Consider the following 14,960-nt stretch of genomic DNA (forward strand, 5'->3'; position numbering starts at 1 on the left):
CTGGTAGCATAGAAAAAATTCAATTGAAACAACGGTTTAGAATTATTCTAAACTAGAACTGTCAACTTTAACACCGATGTATAGGGATGCCGGCGCAGGACGCGGTTGACAGGCGGCCGTTCCGGGTGCGACCCGGATCGGCGCTCTTGCGGCGGGACCAGACAATCGCCACCTGGCGGGACGTCCTAGATTTGGGTGAGGAATCGGGCTGTTATGAAGGTCGGGGTCGTCATTGTCGGTGCGGGTCATGCGGGCGTGCAAGCGGCCGCCAGTCTGCGCGAAGAAGGCTATGACGGGCCGGTAATCCTGATCGGCGACGAAAACGAATTGCCCTACCACAAGCCGCCGCTGTCGAAGACCTTCATCAAGGATCAGCAAGCAAAACCGCAGCCGTTGCGCGGCGAGGCTTTTTATACCGGCAGCGCCATCGACTACCGGCCAGGCCTCCGGGTCGAGCGGATCGACGTCGCCGGCCGCCGGCTGGAGATATCAGGCGGCGTGCTGCCGTTCGACCGGCTGATCCTCGCCACCGGCGCGCGTCCGCGCCTGCTGCCGCTGCCGGGTTCGAAGCTTTCTGGCGTTGTGTCGCTGCGCTCGCTCAGTGATGCCCGCCTGATCCGCGAATTGAGCGCGCAAAGCGAGGAGGTCGTCATCCTCGGCGGCGGCTTCATCGGCCTTGAGATTGCCGCAACGCTCACCGCCGCCGGCCGCAAGGTCACGGTGGTCGAGGCGGTTGACCGGCTGCTCGGCCGCGCCGTGGCGCCGGTGATCGCCGGCCATGTGCGCCAGCGGCTGGAGGCGACCGGTGTGCGCATTCTTACCGGCACCACCATCGAACGGCTGGAGGGCGAGAACGGCCGTGTTTCGGCTGCAATCACCTCATCTGGCGAAGGATTGCCGGCGCAGATGGTCGTCATCGGCATTGGCGTCGTGCCGAATGTCGAATTGGCCGAAGCCGCCGGCATTGCCATCGCCAACGGCATCCGCGTCGACCAGCAGATGCGCACGTCGGTGCCGGAAATCCTCGCCATCGGCGACGCGGCGTCCTACCGGCACTGGTTCACAGGCGGCGACGTGCGGTTGGAATCGGTGCAGAACGCCACTGACCAGGCGCGGCTCGCCGCACGCACCATCGCCGGCCACACCGACAATTACTCGGCGGTGCCGTGGTTCTGGTCCGATATCGGCGACATGAAGCTGCAGATGGTCGGCCTGATTGCGGGCGGCGACAGCCATCTCGTGCTGGGCGACGTGGCCGAGAACAAATTCTCTATCTACCACTATGCCGGAAGCCGGCTGCTCGGCATCGAATCGGTCAACCGGCCCGGCGACCACATGCTTGGCCGCAAGATGCTCGGCGCCGGCTTTTCGCCGTCGCCGCAGATTGTCGCGACTGGGCCCGACGGGCTGAAGGCGGCGCTCGCCGCCTTCCAGGAAGAAGAGCCTGTCCGCGCTGCGGGATAAGATCAAACCCAATCACCCTGAATGACCTAGTCTGGTTCGACCGGGAGCTGACCTTCAAACATATAGCGAAGTAAAGGAAACAGCGGTATTTTGACCAATTGAAATCGTCGGGGGGTGCTCATGGCTCTATATGTCATTGGCGCAGGCATGGGTCGCACTGGCACATATTCGCTGAAGCTCGCGTTGGAGCATCTTGGGTTCGGGCCGTGTCATCACATGGCAGATGTCCACGCCAATCCCGAGCAGAAGACGCTGTGGCGCGCAGCCGGCCAGGGACAACTCCCGACCTGGGATGCGGCATATGCCCGCTATCTTTCCGCGGTCGATTGGCCAACGGCGCATTTTTGGCGCGAAGTGAGTGACCACTACCCTGATGCGAAGGTTATCCTGACAGTTCGTGACCCCGAAGCCTGGTATGACAGCATGGCGCAAACAATAGGGCTCACGATGGATGCTGCTACCAATGATCCACAGTCCTTTGGTGTGGCGGTGATTGGAAACACTGTCTTTGGCGGTCGATTTGATAACCGTGATTACGCAATCGCTGTCTATGAAGCACATAACGCTTCCGTGAAATCAACGCTGCCACCTGAACGCCTTCTTACTTATCAGGCCTCCGAAGGGTGGGAGCCGCTTTGTGCCTTTCTCGGTGTACAGTTGCCTTCCGAACCGTTTCCACGCACCAATTCGACTGCCGAATTTCGTGCTCGCATAGGGCGTTGAACGGCGGCTTGCCGCCTATCTCGGCCTTCGCCGCAGTTGAATCCCAGGCCATATCCTCGCCGCTCAGGCGGCGCGGGCGTCGCGGATCGAACTTTCCAGGATGTCGAGCGCCTCGTTCATGACGCCGTCCTGGATGGTGATCGGCGCGAGGAAGCGGATGACGTTGCCGTAGACGCCGCAGGTCAGCAGGATCAGACCCTTGTCGAGCGCCTTCAGCCGGACCGCATTGGCGAGTTCCGGCGACGGCAGGCCCTTCGTCACATCGTTGAACTCGACCGCGTTCATAAAGCCGGGGCCCCTGATATCGACGATCTCCGGCGCTTCGTCACGGATCGATTGCAGGCGCTGCTTCAGACGGTTGCCCAGCGTGTTGGCGCGGTCGCAGAGCTTCTCCTCGTCGATGACGTCAAGCACGGCATGCGCCGCGGCGACGCCGATCGGACTGCCGCCATAGGTGCCGCCGAGCCCGCCGGGGTTCGGCGCATCCATGATCTCGGCACGTCCGGTGACCGCCGCCAGCGGAAAGCCGCCGGCCAGGCTCTTGGCCATGGTGGTGATGTCGGCCGCCACCTCGTGGTGGTCCATTGCGAACATCTTGCCGGTGCGGGCAAAGCCGGTCTGCACCTCGTCGGCGATCAGCAGCATGCCGTGCTGGTCGCAGATCTTGCGCAATGCGGTCATGAAGTCGCGCGGCGCCTCGTAGAAGCCGCCCTCGCCCTGCACCGGCTCGACGATGATGGCGGCGACGCGGGCCGGATCGACGTCGGCCTTGAACAGCCGGTCGAGCGCCGCCAACGAATCGGCGACCGACACGCCGTGCAGCGCAACCGGGAACGGCGCATGGAAGACATCCGCCGGCATGGCGCCGAACCCGACCTTATAGGGCACGACCTTACCGGTCAGTGCCATGCCCATGAAGGTGCGGCCGTGAAAGCCGCCGGAAAAAGCGATGACCGCCGGCCGGCCGGTGGCGTTACGGGCAATCTTGATAGCGTTCTCGACCGCCTCGGCGCCGGTGGTGACAAAAATCGTCTTCTTGTCGAACTTGCCGGGCAGCATGCCGTTCAGCCGTTCGGCCAGCCGGATATAGCTCTCGTAGGGCACGACCTGGTAGCAGGTATGGGTGAAGCGGTCGAGCTGCGCCTTGACCGCTTCGATCACCCTGGGGTGACGGTGGCCAGTGTTGACGACAGCGATACCGGACGAAAAATCGATATAGCGGCGGCCTTCGACGTCCCAGATTTCCGAGTTTTCGGCGCGATCGGCATAGATCTGAGTGGTCATGCCGACGCCGCGCGAAATCGACTGGTTCTTGCGTTCGGAAATGGCTGAATTTGTCATCGTATCCCTCACCGGACCGGCGCCCGCTCTCGTTTGATGGCTGTTGAGACTCTTTTGGGCTTGTTTCAGGTTTTCCTCAAGTTGGCACCGTCGCCCGGCGATTGGGCCTGTCGATGCCGATGTCGGCAACCGAACGCCCGTCGCTCATGCCGTCCTGACAAACCCCTCGCTCGCCCTCAGCAGATTGCGCGTGTAGTCCTTGGCGACGCGGCGCTCGACGAGGTCGCCGGCGGTGAGGTGCTCGACCGCCTCGCCGTTCTGCATCACCATCAGCCGCTCGCACATATGGGTGATGATGGCGAGGTCGTGGCTGACCATCAGGAAGGTCAGCTTGCGCCGCCGCCGGATCTCTTCCAGCAGGTTCAGCACCTCCGCCTGCACCGAAGCGTCGAGCGCCGAGGTCGGCTCATCGAGCAGCAGGATCGACGGTTCGAGGATCAGGGCACGGGCGATTGCCACGCGCTGGCGCTGGCCGCCGGACAATTGATGCGAATAGCGAAAACGGAAGCCGGTGCCCAGGCCGACCTCGTCCAACGCCCGCTGGATGCGCTTTTCGCCGTCAGCAAAGCCGTGAATGGCGAGCGGCTCCTGCAGCAGGCGGTCGACGGTCTGGCGCGGGTGCAGCGAGCCGTACGGGTCCTGGAAGACCATCTGCACCTCGCGGTAGAACGCCTTGTCGCGGCGCGCGCCGAGCTGTTTGCCGTTGACGGCGATGGTGCCCGAAGCGGCCGGCGCCAGGCCGGCGATTGCCCTGAGTAACGTCGACTTGCCGGAGCCGGACTCGCCGACCAGGCCGAAGGATTCACCGGACTCGACTTCAAGGCTGACGCCCTTCAGCGCGCGAAAACGGTCGAAGACCACCTCCAGCCGGTCGACGGAAAGGGCTGCCGTCATGCCGCCCACTCCGGCTTGCGGTCGAGCACCGGCAGCGGGTGACGGTCGGCGCCGATCTTGGGCATGCAGTTGAGCAGGCCGCGCGTATAGGGATGCTGGGCACGGCCGAGCTCCGAGGCTTTGAGCTGTTCGACCACCTTGCCGGCATACATGACGATGACACGATCGCAGAAAGATGAGACCAAGCGCAGGTCGTGCGAGATGAAGATCAGCCCCATGCCGCGCTCGCTGACCAGCCGGTCGAGGATGCCGAGCACGTCGAGCTGCACGGTGACGTCGAGTGCCGAGGTCGGCTCATCGGCGATCATCATCTCCGGCCCGGCGATCAGCATCATGGCGATCATGGCGCGCTGGCCCATGCCGCCGGAAACCTCGTGCGGATGCAGGTCGAAGACACGGGCCGGATCGCGGATCTGCACAGCCTCCAGCATGGCAAGCGCGCGGTCGCGGGCTTCGGCCTTGGAGACTTTCTCATGCGTGCGCAGTGTCTCGACGATCTGGCGGCCGATGCTCATCACCGGGTCGAGCGAATATTTCGGATCCTGCAGGATCATGGCGATACGCTTGCCGCGCAGTGCGCGGCGCTCGCGCGGCGAGGCGGCCAGCAGGTCGATGCCGTCGAAAGCAAGCGTCTTTGCGGTCACCTCGGCCTGCGGCGGGGTGACGCCCATAATGGCGCGGCCGGTCTGCGACTTGCCCGAACCGCTCTCGCCGACGATGCCGAGCCGTTCGCGGCCGAGCGAGAAGGAAACGCCGCGCACTGCCTCGATCAGGCCGGTGCGCGTCGGGAAGGTGACGCGCAGGTCGTCGACTTCGAGAAGCGTGCTCATTGGTCACCGCTTCGCGGATCGAGCGCGTCGCGCAGGCCGTCGCCGAGCAGGTTGAAGCCGAGGCTGACGATGAGGATGGCAAAGCCCGGCGCGCCCGCCACCCACCACTGGTCGAGTACGAAGCGGCGGCCCGACGCGATCATCGCGCCCCATTCCGGCAGCGGCGGCTGCGCGCCGAGGCCGAGGAAGCCGAGGCCGGCGGCGGTCAGGATGATGCCGGCCATGTCGAGCGTCACCCTGATGATCAGCGAGGAGATGCAGAGCGGCATGATGTGGCGAAGCACGATGCGGAACGGCGAAGCGCCCATCAATTGCACCGCCTTGATGTAATCGGAATTGCGCACCGTCAGCGTTTCGGCGCGGGCAATGCGGGCATAGGGCGGCCACGAGGTGATGGCGATGGCAAGCACGGCATTTTCGATGCCGGGGCCGAGCGCGGCGACAAAGGCCAGCGCCAGGATCAGCTTCGGAAAGGCGAGAAAGATGTCGGTGATGCGCATCAGGATCGCATCGGTCCAGCCGCCGGCATAGCCGGCAACGGTGCCGACCAGCAAGCCGATGGGCGCGGCGATGATGGCGACCAGAATGACGACATAGAGCGTCCAACGCGAACCGAAGATGATGCGCGAATAGATATCGCGGCCGAGATCGTCGGTGCCGAACCAGTGTGCGGTACTTGGCGCCAGCAGCCGCGAGCCCTTGAGGTCGCCGAATGTCGGCGAATAGGGCGCCAGCACATCGGCGAAGGCCGCGACCACCAGCAGGGCGATGATGATGAGCAGGCCGACAAAGGCCAGCCGGTTGGCGGAAAAGCGCCGCCAGGCTACATAGGCGCGGCCGAGCCTTGCCTGCACGCGCGACGCCGGCCGCTCGCTGAGCAGCCAATCACGGCGGGTTTGAATCGCTTCTGCGCTCATCCTGCCTTGGTCCTCATCCTGCCTTGGTCCTTGGGTCGAGCAGCCGGTAGAGCAGGTCGGACAAAAGATTGATGCCGATGAAGACCGAGCCGATGATGATCGTGCCCCCAAGCACGGCATTCATGTCGGCGTTCTGCAGCGAGTTGGTGATGTAGAGGCCGATGCCCGGCCACGAAAACACCGTCTCGGTCAGCACCGAGCCTTCGAGCAGCCCGGCATAGGACAGAGCGATCACCGTAACCATCGGCACCGCGGCGTTGCGCAGCGCGTGACCCCAGATGATGCGCGTTTCCGACAGGCCCTTGGCGCGCGCCGCCACGATGTATTCCTGGGTGAGTTCGTTCAGCATGAAGGAGCGCGTCATGCGGCTGATGTAGGCGAGCGAGAAATAGCCGAGCAGCGAGGCAGGCAGGATGATGTGGCGGAAGGCATCGGCAAATACGTCCCACTGCCGCTGCCAGAGTGCATCCAGCAGGTAAAAGCCGGTAATCGGCGTGAAGGTGTATTCGTAGACGATATCGAGGCGGCCGGGAAAGGCGACCCATTGCAGCTTGGCGTAGAACAGCACCAGCGCCAGCAGCCCCAGCCAGAAGATCGGCACGGAATAGCCGACAAGACCGATTATGCGCACGATCTGGTCGATGATGCTGCCGCGCCGCACAGCCGCCAGCACACCAAGCGGCACGCCGATCACCGAACCGATCAGCGTCCCCAGTGTTGCCAGTTCGAGCGTCGCCGGAAAGGCGCGGCGGATGTCCGTCATCACCGGATTGGTGGTCAGCACCGAGGTGCCGAAATCACCATTCAAGGCATGTTTGACATAGATGTAGAACTGCTCGACCAGCGGCAGGTCGAGACCCATCTCGCGGCGCGTTCGTTCGACGACATTGGTCGGCGCCCGGTCGCCGAGCACCGCCAGCACCGGGTCGATCGGGATCACCCGGCCGATGAAGAAGGTCACCGCGAGCAGACCGAGATAAGTCGTTATCGCGATGACCAGGAATCGGGCGATCGATGAGGCAGCGGCAACGGCGCGAGCGCTGCCGCGCCCCGCCGTCGTTTCCCTTTCAGCCAAGCTCATGCGGCGCGTCCGCCGACATCACTCCTTCGAAACCGGGCCGACGAAGTTGGTGTCGAAGCTCGGACCGAGCGCAAAGCCCTTGAGGTTCTTGCGCAGGCCAGCCACTTCCAGCTGCTGGTGGATGATGACGAAAGGACTGGTATCGAGGATCTTCCTCTGAAGATCCTCGTACATTGCGGCGCGCTTGGCCGAATCCTTCTCGAGCAGGGCCGCCTCCGTCTGCTTGGTCAAGTCCGGAATGTCCCAAGCATTGCGCCAGGCCAGGGTCTTGGTCTTGGCTTCATCCGAATTGTCCGGGTTGCTGGCAAAGGTCTGGGCATTGGAGTTCGGATCGAAATAGTCCTGGCCCCACTGGCCGATATAGATGTCGTGGTTGCGGGCGCGGTATTTGGTCAGCGTCTGCTTGCCGTCGCCGGGGATGATCTCCAGCTTGATGCCGGCCTGTCCCAGCGTCTGCTGGATCGATTCCGCCATGCCGGTGGTCGGCTGGCCGGTGCGTACGTCCATGGTGACGTTGAAGCCATCGGCGAGACCCGCCTTGGCGAGCAGTTCCTTGGCCTTGGCGACATCGAGCTTGAACGGGTTTTCGTCGAGAGCACCAAGGTCGCCCTTGGGCAGGAAGGTCTGGTGGATCTCGCCGATGCCCTTGAGAATGGTTGAGCTCAACGCGTCGTAGTCGACCAGATATTTGAAAGCCTGGCGGACCTCGGGCTTGGCGAGGTTCGGGTTCTTCTGGTTGAGGCTGATGTAAAAAACCGTGCCTTTCGGCGCGCTGGTGGTGGTGAGATCGGCGTTCTTGGCGATGGCGTCGAGATCGTTTGGCTCGAGATTGCGGGCGACGTCGATATCGCCGGTTTCCAGCGCCAGGCGCTGGCCCGAGCTTTCCTTCATGTTGCGATAGATGACGCGGGCAAGCTTGGCCTTCTCGCCGTAGTAATTGTCGTTGCGCTCAAGGACGACAACCTCGTTGGCGCGCCATTCGCGCAGCTTGAAGGCACCGGAGCCGGCATAGCCGGTCTTCAGCCAGGCATTGCCGAAATCATTGTCCCATTTGTAGTCGGCGCTCGGCGTGACCGCCGCGACATGCTCCTTGACCAGCTTGGCGTCGACGACCGAGGCGACCGTCGCCGACAGGCAGTTCAGCACGAAGCTCGGCGCATAGGCCTTGTCGACGGTGAACTGGAACGTCGTGTCATCAACGGCCTTGGCCTTCTCGGTGACGTTGCCGCCGTCGATGCCGAACTGGCCGATGATGAAGGCCGGGCTCTTGTCGAGCTTGATGGCGCGCTCGAACGAATAGGCGACGTCCGCCGCTGTGATCGGATTGCCGGAGGCGAATTTGAGGCCGGGCTTGAGCTTGAACGTGTAGGTCAGGCCGTCGTCGGAGACGCTCCAGCTTTCGGCGAGATCGCCTTTGACCTTCGAGGTGTCGCTGAGGTCGAGGCGCACCAGGAGATCGTAGGTGTTGCCGGTGACTTCGGCGGTAGACAGTTCGAATGCCTCGCCTGGATCCATGGAGATGATGTCGTCGATGGCGAAACCCTCGACCAGCGTGTCGGCGGGCGTGACCGCGAAGGCAGGCGCACCGGCCAGAAGCAGCGCGGACATGGCGGCGCCCGCGAGCAAGAAGCGGGTGCGTAGAGCAATCTTTTCCATCATCATTTCAACTGTTCCCTGTTTTTGTTGACCTGAGTTCCCGGCTCAGGGTTGTGGCATTTCTTGCCGCGTCGAACGGTGATCCCCGGACCGTCGTATTGGCAATTTTTGTGCGGTTCCAGCTCACCATATCCGGCGGTTTCGAGCGCGGCAACGAGCATTTGCAGAACCGTCGATTGGGCCAGACCGGCGGTGCGAAAATCCGGCTATTTCAGCGCGGTAACCAGGTCGGGGTCGGGAAAGCAGGTAGCGGAACGGCCGTTGCTGGCCTGCCATTTGCCGATCGAGCGGCGCGTCTTGAAGCCAGGCAGGCCGTCGGCGCTGCCGACATCGTAGCCCTTGGCTTCCAGCGCCCGCTGCAGGGCGGCGATGTCGGAGCGGTAGAGCCCGCCGACCGCGCCCCAATTGCCCGAGAAATTGCTGTCGCCATGGGCGATGCGATCGGCGCCATGGCCGATGAACAGGGCATAGAGATCGCTGGTGTTATACTGCTTCAGCACGTAGAAATTGGGGGTCACGATGAAGGCCGGGCCGCTACGCCCGGCCGGCATCAAAAGAAAGCCCTCGGCTTTCAGTTCGCTCGCCGGGAACGGTTTACCCGACACACGCCTGATGCCAATATCAGCCCATTGGGAAATCTTCTTGCCCTGGTCCGGACCTTCGAGCGAGCACGAGACGCTTTCCGGCACCGTCACCTCGAAGCCCCAGCCACGGCCCCTGACCCAGCCATAATGCACGAGATAATTGGCGATCGATGCCAGTATGTCCGGCGTCGAATTCCAGATGTCGGGGCGGCCGTCGCCGTCGAAATCGGCGGCATGCTTGAGGAACGACGTCGGCATGAACTGCGGCTGGCCGAGCGCGCCGGCCCAGGACGATTTCATCGCACCGACCGGGGCAAGCCCGCGCTCGACGATCTCCAGCGCCGCCAAGAGCTCGGTGCGGAAGAATTCCTTCTTGGTCGACATGAACGCCTTGGTGCCCAGCACCTCGAAGGCGTCATAAGGCAGCTTCGCTGCGCCGAAGCCGCTCTCGCGACCCCAGATCGCCAGCAGCACTTCGCCAGGCACGCCGTAGCGTTTCTCGATCGCTGCAAGGGTCCTAGCGTTGGCCGCCTCGCGGGTGCGGCCGCCGGCGGTCACCGCACGGACGATCTTTTCGGCGAAATAGGCGCCGGGCGAACCGAACTCGGCCTGATGCTGCTTCCGCGGCGTCGTCGCCTTCTCGCCCGGCTTTACCAGGTCGGGCAGCTTGAGGTTCGGCTTGACGCCGTCGAAGGCGGCATCGAAGGTTTTTCTGGAGATGCCTTTGGCGCTGGCTTCGGGCCAGAGGTCGTAGCCAAGCCACGCGCGGAACTGGTCGTCGATCTTTGCCGCGGAGGCGGGGGTGGCGAGGATGAGGGCAACGATGGTTGCAAGAAGAAACGCGACGGCTATTTTGCGAAAACAGCGATCCTTCCCACCCCCCTCTGTCCTGCAGAGGGGGGTGGGAAGGAGTGCCAGCCTTAAAGAATGCTTAGCAACCATCATCCTTCCCGCAACTCGCCTCAAAACGCCGTCCGCGAGCGCAGTGCCGCGGCGAGCGTGCCTTCGTCGAGATAGTCGAGTTCGCCGCCGACCGGAACACCGTGCGCCAGGCGCGTCACCTTGACGTTGAAGCCGGAAAGCTGGTCGGTGAGGTAGTGCGCGGTAGTCTGGCCCTCGACCGTAGCGTTGACGGCGAGGATCACTTCCTTGACCTCGCCGCCGGCGACGCGATCGACCAGCGAACGGATGTTGAGCTCATCGGGACCAATGCCGTCGAGCGGCGACAGCGTACCGCCGAGCACATGATAACGCACGTTCATGGCGGTCGCCCGCTCCAGCGCCCAAAGGTCGGCCACGTCCTCGACGACGATGAGCGTGGTGGGGTCGCGGCGCGGGTCGGTGCAGATCATGCATGGATCGGAGGTGTCGACATTGCCGCAGGTCGAGCAGATGCGCACCTTGTCGACCGCCTCGCCCATGGCGGCGGCGAGCGGCGCCAGCAGCTGCTCCTTCTTCTTGATGAGGTGGAGCGCGGCGCGGCGCGCCGAACGCGGGCCGAGCCCCGGCACCTTGGCCAGCAGCTGGATCAGGCGTTCGATCTCGGGACCGGCGATTCGCTTCGACATCGCTCCGGTTTAGGATTTTTCAACGGGTTTTGGAACAGCGCTGAGGCGCGCTGTTCAGCCTGCAAAGAGGCAATCGCCCGGCGTTGCGCCGCCCCTCATTGCCCTGCCGGGCATTTCTCCCCGTACAACGCGCCGACGCCGGCCGCCTCAGTTTTCCTCCAGCGGCCGGGTCTGGCCGGCGATCATCGCGCCGATGGCGTCGGTGTTCTCGGGCGTCGTCTCGAACGACATTGTCGGCTCTGCCGGCGCCGCCTGGAATGATGTGACCGGCCGGGGGTTCATGGTTCCACCGAAACGGGCCGCGTCCGGTTCCTGCATTGGCTCTTGCAGCGCCACAAGGATTGGCTTCTCCGGTGCCGCCCTCGCCGCGGTCGCCATTCCTGCAGTCACCCTTGTCTGCCTTGCTGGCTGCGATGCGGCGGCGGTAACATAGGTTGCCTTGGCGAATGTCGGCTTGACCTCGCGAGCCGGCTCCGCCGAAGCGACAAGTATGGCCTGAGCGGCAGGCGCTTGCGGCTTGGCCCGGGCCATGGCGACCACCGGTTCGTCCGGCAACGGCTGCCAGTTGCGGCCGCGCTTTTCATAAAAGGCATTGCCGCCGGCGACCATGGTGTAGTGCATGTTCTTGTAGGGGAAGCGCAGCCCGGCGGTGTGGAAATACATGGTGTTCTTCAACTTGGCTTTGCGCTCGCCCTTGAGAACCGCCTCGGCGGCCTCCTCGACGTCGGGCATCGCCTTCGAATTCATCGGCCGTGTCATGACGCCCGGCGCGAACTGGCCGCGCTCGCCAACCACTTCGCAGATGGTGCTGCCGTGCTTGCCGGACCGCAGCCGGTTCATCACCACGGTGCCGACCGCAATCATGCCGTCACGGCTCGACCGGTTGGACTCGAAGAACATCGCCCGCTCCAGGCATTCCTTCTCCTTCGGCGTGGAATTGTAGGAGCGCGAGCTCAGGAAACCCGGCGTAATGGCATCGGTCAGGCTGGACATGCCGTGCGAGGCGGTCTGACTGCAAGCGGCCAAAAACAGCGGCGAGATAACGACGCCGAGCCGCAACGGCGTCTTCCATCGGGTAGAGATCAACAGGTGTCCCCTCATTCTGCTGCCAGCCCGCCCCTGGTTGCGGCAAGAATGAGACACTTTCAGGCAAAAAGATGGCTAAAGCGTTATTAAGTTTGGGGCGTTGCCCAATAGACACAGCTGGCGGGCGAAGAGCGTTGGATCGCTGCCCTCTTCGGTCAGGTGCCGGCATGGTTCCAAGGATTCATGCCGTGACCTTGGAGCGCCGCAATCTCCGCAAGAGGGCTTGCCCAAGCCTGGAGAGATTGGTTCAGTCGACGCGGTAACTGTAAACACAGCTCGAGGTGTGCTGAGATTCAGGTCAGGCCGAGCCGAAAATGGCGGCTTCCGGGAACCGGAGCGGAGCGTACGTTTCGTACGTGAGCACCGGAAGCGCAGGAAGCCGCCGTTTGCAGGCCGGGATCACCTTAATATCAACACACCTTAGAACGGCAGCTTCATTCCCGGCGGGATCGGCAGTCCCGCGGTCAGCGCCTTGGTCTTCTCCTGCATGATCTGCTCGACCTTGGTCCTGGCGTCGTTGTGGGCAGCGAGGAGCAGGTCCTCGAGAATCTCGACCTCGTCCTCCTTGAACAGCGCCGGGTCGATCTTCAGCGACTTCATCTCGAATTTGCCGGTCAGTGTCACGCTGACCAGGCCGCCGCCGGCCTGTCCGGTGGCTTCCAGCGTGGCAATCTCATCCTGCATGGCCTGGAACTTGGCCTGCATTTCCTTTGCCTTGCCCATCAGGCCGAGAAGATCTTTCATCGCACGGTCCTTTGCAGTTGGTGCTGGTTGTTCAGGTTTCGTCGTCGTCGGCCGGCGGCTCGACCGGCACTTCGGCCTCTGCCGCATCGGCTTCCGGCGCGTCGGGAATGCGCACGTCGATGATCTTGGCGCCGGGAAAGCGCGCCAGGATGGCGGCGACCGTCGGGTCGCTCTTGGCATCGAGGAAGGCGTTTTCGCGCTTTGTCGATTCCATCTCGGCCAGCGTCTGGCCGCCCTCCTCCTTCGACAGCGACACCAGCCAGCTGCGGCCCGTCCAGGCGCGCAGCTTGGCGGTCAAATCGTTGAGCAGCATCTTCGGCGCATCGTCGGTCAGGCTGACGTCGATACGGCCGGGCTCGATGCGCACCAGGCGCACGCAACGCTTCACCAGCACCTTGAAGGCCATGTCGCGCTGGGCGTCGGCAAGGGCGACAATATCGGCCAGCGATTTCACCGGCACCGGCGGCGCCTCGACCACCGGCTCCGGCGGAGCAACGAAGTTGGTCGGCACGGGCTCGGCCTCGACCAGGCGCATCGTCTGCGCGCCGCCATTGGCCGTCGGCATTCGCGTCTGCGCCACGGCACCGGCACCACCGCTCGCAGGCGCATGGTTTGCGGGGCCGGGGCTTGCCGGCGCGCCATTCACGCGCGGCGCGGCGCCCGGCGGCGAAACGCCGTTCTCCAGCGATTTCAGCGCCTCGTCCAGCGTCGGCAGGTCGGCGGCATGCGCCAGCCGGATCAGCACCATCTCGGCGGCGCTGACCGGGCGGTTGGAAGTCTGCACCTCGGGAATGCCTTTCAAGAGCATCTGCCATGTCCGCGACAGCACCTTGACCGACAGCGTGCCGGCGAAATCGGCGCCGCGCCGGCGCTCGTCCTCGGACAGCGAGGCGTCGTCGATGGCAGCCGGCACGAAACGCAGACGGGTGACCAGATGGTTGAACTCGGCAAGGTCGGTCAGCACCGCGGCAGGATCGGCGCCGGTATCGTACTGGGCACGGAATTCGGCAAGCGCGGCGGCGACGTCGCCCTTCATGACATGCTCGAACAGGTCGACGATGCGGGCGCGGTCGGCAAGGCCGAGCATGGCACGCACCGCTTCGGCGCTGACCGCGCCGCCGCCATGGGCGATCGCCTGGTCGAGGATGGACTGCGCATCGCGCATCGAGCCTTCGGCTGCGCGGGCGATCATCGCCAGCGCATCGTCTTCAACTTCGATGCCCTCCAGACCGGCTATCCTGGCAAGGTCGGCCTTGATCATTGCCGCATCGATGCGCCTGAGGTCGAAACGCTGGCAGCGCGACAGGACGGTGATCGGCACCTTGCGGATTTCGGTGGTGGCGAAGATGAACTTGACGTGCGGCGGCGGCTCTTCCAGCGTCTTCAGCAGGCCGTTAAAGGCCTGGTTGGAAAGCATGTGCACTTCGTCGATGATGTAGACCTTGTAGCGCGCCGACACCGGGGCGTAGCGCACACGCTCGATGATGTCCCTGATGTCGTCGATGCCGGTATGCGAGGCGGCGTCCATCTCGATGACGTCGACATGCCGGCCTTCCATGATCGCCTGGCAATGCTCGCCGAGCACGGCAAGGTCGACGGAAGGCTGGTCGACCGTCGGTGTTTTGTAGTTCAGGGCCCGCGCGAGTATGCGCGCGGTCGTGGTCTTGCCGACGCCGCGCACGCCGGTCAGCATCCAGGCCTGGGCGATGCGGCCGGTGGCAAAGGCATTGGTCAAGGTGCGGACCATCGGCTCCTGGCCGATCAGCTCGGAGAAATTCGACGGTCGGTATTTGCGCGCCAGCACGCGGTAGGCGGCAGGCTTGTCCAATTTTCCGGCCTCGTTTCCGGCTTCGCTCATTCGCCCGTCAAGCTCCAAGGGCTGCCACTGGAGGCCGCCGATTCCTGCGCATAGTTTCGCCCGCACGGCTTGGCGCCGTCAATGTCGGGGCAAAAGGCGAAGAGGCGGGAGGCTGGAACAATGACCCGTTCCGGGCTCGTTAGGGCTGCTTCCTTCCGGACCTGACCCGGTTGGCGAGTGGACCGTCCACCACCAACCTCCCAGCCTCCATATC

14 protein-coding genes and 1 other RNA gene are annotated in these 14,960 nt (G+C 63.8%); 2 read left to right on the forward strand and 13 right to left on the reverse strand.

Going from position 1 to position 14,960, the window contains the following annotated elements:
- Positions 1–213: 213 nt before the first annotated feature.
- The gene (locus NKJ72_RS04350; protein WP_352475989.1) at positions 214–1,464 is read left to right on the forward strand and encodes an NAD(P)/FAD-dependent oxidoreductase; all 1,251 of its coding nucleotides are present in this window, start codon (positions 214–216) and stop codon (positions 1,462–1,464) included.
- A gap of 120 nt (positions 1,465–1,584) precedes the next feature.
- The gene (locus tag NKJ72_RS04355; RefSeq protein ID WP_352475990.1) at positions 1,585–2,187 is read left to right on the forward strand and encodes a sulfotransferase family protein; all 603 of its coding nucleotides are present in this window, start codon (positions 1,585–1,587) and stop codon (positions 2,185–2,187) included.
- A gap of 63 nt (positions 2,188–2,250) precedes the next feature.
- On the opposite strand, the gene NKJ72_RS04360 is transcribed toward NKJ72_RS04355, so the two are convergent.
- The 13 genes from NKJ72_RS04360 to ffs all read right to left on the reverse strand — a co-directional run bounded on the left by NKJ72_RS04360 (position 2,251) and on the right by ffs (position 14,947).
- Positions 2,251–3,528 (reverse strand): 4-aminobutyrate--2-oxoglutarate transaminase, encoded by a 1,278-nt coding sequence (locus NKJ72_RS04360; RefSeq protein WP_352475991.1) that lies wholly within the window; start codon positions 3,526–3,528, stop codon positions 2,251–2,253.
- Positions 3,529–3,672: 144 nt separating this feature from the next.
- Complete coding sequence (locus tag NKJ72_RS04365) at positions 3,673–4,422, reverse strand: ABC transporter ATP-binding protein (RefSeq protein WP_352475992.1); 750 nt, start codon at positions 4,420–4,422, stop codon at positions 3,673–3,675.
- The gene (locus tag NKJ72_RS04370) at positions 4,419–5,252 is read right to left on the reverse strand and encodes an ABC transporter ATP-binding protein (RefSeq protein ID WP_254816190.1); all 834 of its coding nucleotides are present in this window, start codon (positions 5,250–5,252) and stop codon (positions 4,419–4,421) included. Before NKJ72_RS04370 ends, NKJ72_RS04365 begins: the two co-directional genes overlap by 4 nt.
- Positions 5,249–6,169 (reverse strand): nickel transporter permease, encoded by a 921-nt coding sequence (gene nikC, locus NKJ72_RS04375; RefSeq protein ID WP_352475993.1) that lies wholly within the window; start codon positions 6,167–6,169, stop codon positions 5,249–5,251. Before nikC ends, NKJ72_RS04370 begins: the two co-directional genes overlap by 4 nt.
- A 13-nt stretch (positions 6,170–6,182) precedes the next feature.
- Positions 6,183–7,250 (reverse strand): ABC transporter permease, encoded by a 1,068-nt coding sequence (locus NKJ72_RS04380; protein ID WP_254816192.1) that lies wholly within the window; start codon positions 7,248–7,250, stop codon positions 6,183–6,185.
- An 18-nt stretch (positions 7,251–7,268) separates the two neighbouring features.
- Complete coding sequence (locus tag NKJ72_RS04385; RefSeq protein WP_352475994.1) at positions 7,269–8,912, reverse strand: ABC transporter substrate-binding protein; 1,644 nt, start codon at positions 8,910–8,912, stop codon at positions 7,269–7,271.
- A complete protein-coding gene (locus NKJ72_RS04390) occupies positions 8,909–9,067 on the reverse strand; it encodes a hypothetical protein (protein ID WP_352475995.1) in 159 nt (52 codons plus the stop codon). The genes NKJ72_RS04385 and NKJ72_RS04390 overlap by 4 nt, the downstream gene beginning before the upstream one ends.
- A 45-nt stretch (positions 9,068–9,112) precedes the next feature.
- Positions 9,113–10,432 (reverse strand): lytic murein transglycosylase, encoded by a 1,320-nt coding sequence (locus NKJ72_RS04395; protein ID WP_352475996.1) that lies wholly within the window; start codon positions 10,430–10,432, stop codon positions 9,113–9,115.
- A 20-nt stretch (positions 10,433–10,452) separates the two neighbouring features.
- Positions 10,453–11,058: a recombination mediator RecR gene (gene recR / locus NKJ72_RS04400; RefSeq protein ID WP_254816195.1), complete on the reverse strand. Its 606-nt coding sequence runs from the start codon at positions 11,056–11,058 to the stop codon at positions 10,453–10,455.
- A 147-nt stretch (positions 11,059–11,205) separates the two neighbouring features.
- On the reverse strand, positions 11,206–12,144 hold the full coding sequence (locus tag NKJ72_RS04405; RefSeq protein WP_352475997.1) for a cell wall hydrolase: 939 nt from the start codon (positions 12,142–12,144) through the stop codon (positions 11,206–11,208).
- 420 nt (positions 12,145–12,564) lie between these two features.
- A complete protein-coding gene (locus tag NKJ72_RS04410) occupies positions 12,565–12,888 on the reverse strand; it encodes a YbaB/EbfC family nucleoid-associated protein (protein WP_254816197.1) in 324 nt (107 codons plus the stop codon).
- A 31-nt stretch (positions 12,889–12,919) separates the two neighbouring features.
- Positions 12,920–14,746, reverse strand: coding sequence for a DNA polymerase III subunit gamma/tau (locus NKJ72_RS04415; protein ID WP_352475998.1), 1,827 nt, complete (start codon positions 14,744–14,746; stop codon positions 12,920–12,922).
- A 104-nt stretch (positions 14,747–14,850) separates the two neighbouring features.
- Positions 14,851–14,947, reverse strand: an RNA gene (gene ffs, locus NKJ72_RS04420) — signal recognition particle sRNA small type.
- Positions 14,948–14,960: the final 13 nt, after the last annotated feature.

The organism is Mesorhizobium sp. M0045, from assembly GCF_040323385.1.
Lineage (GTDB): Bacteria > Pseudomonadota > Alphaproteobacteria > Rhizobiales > Rhizobiaceae > Mesorhizobium.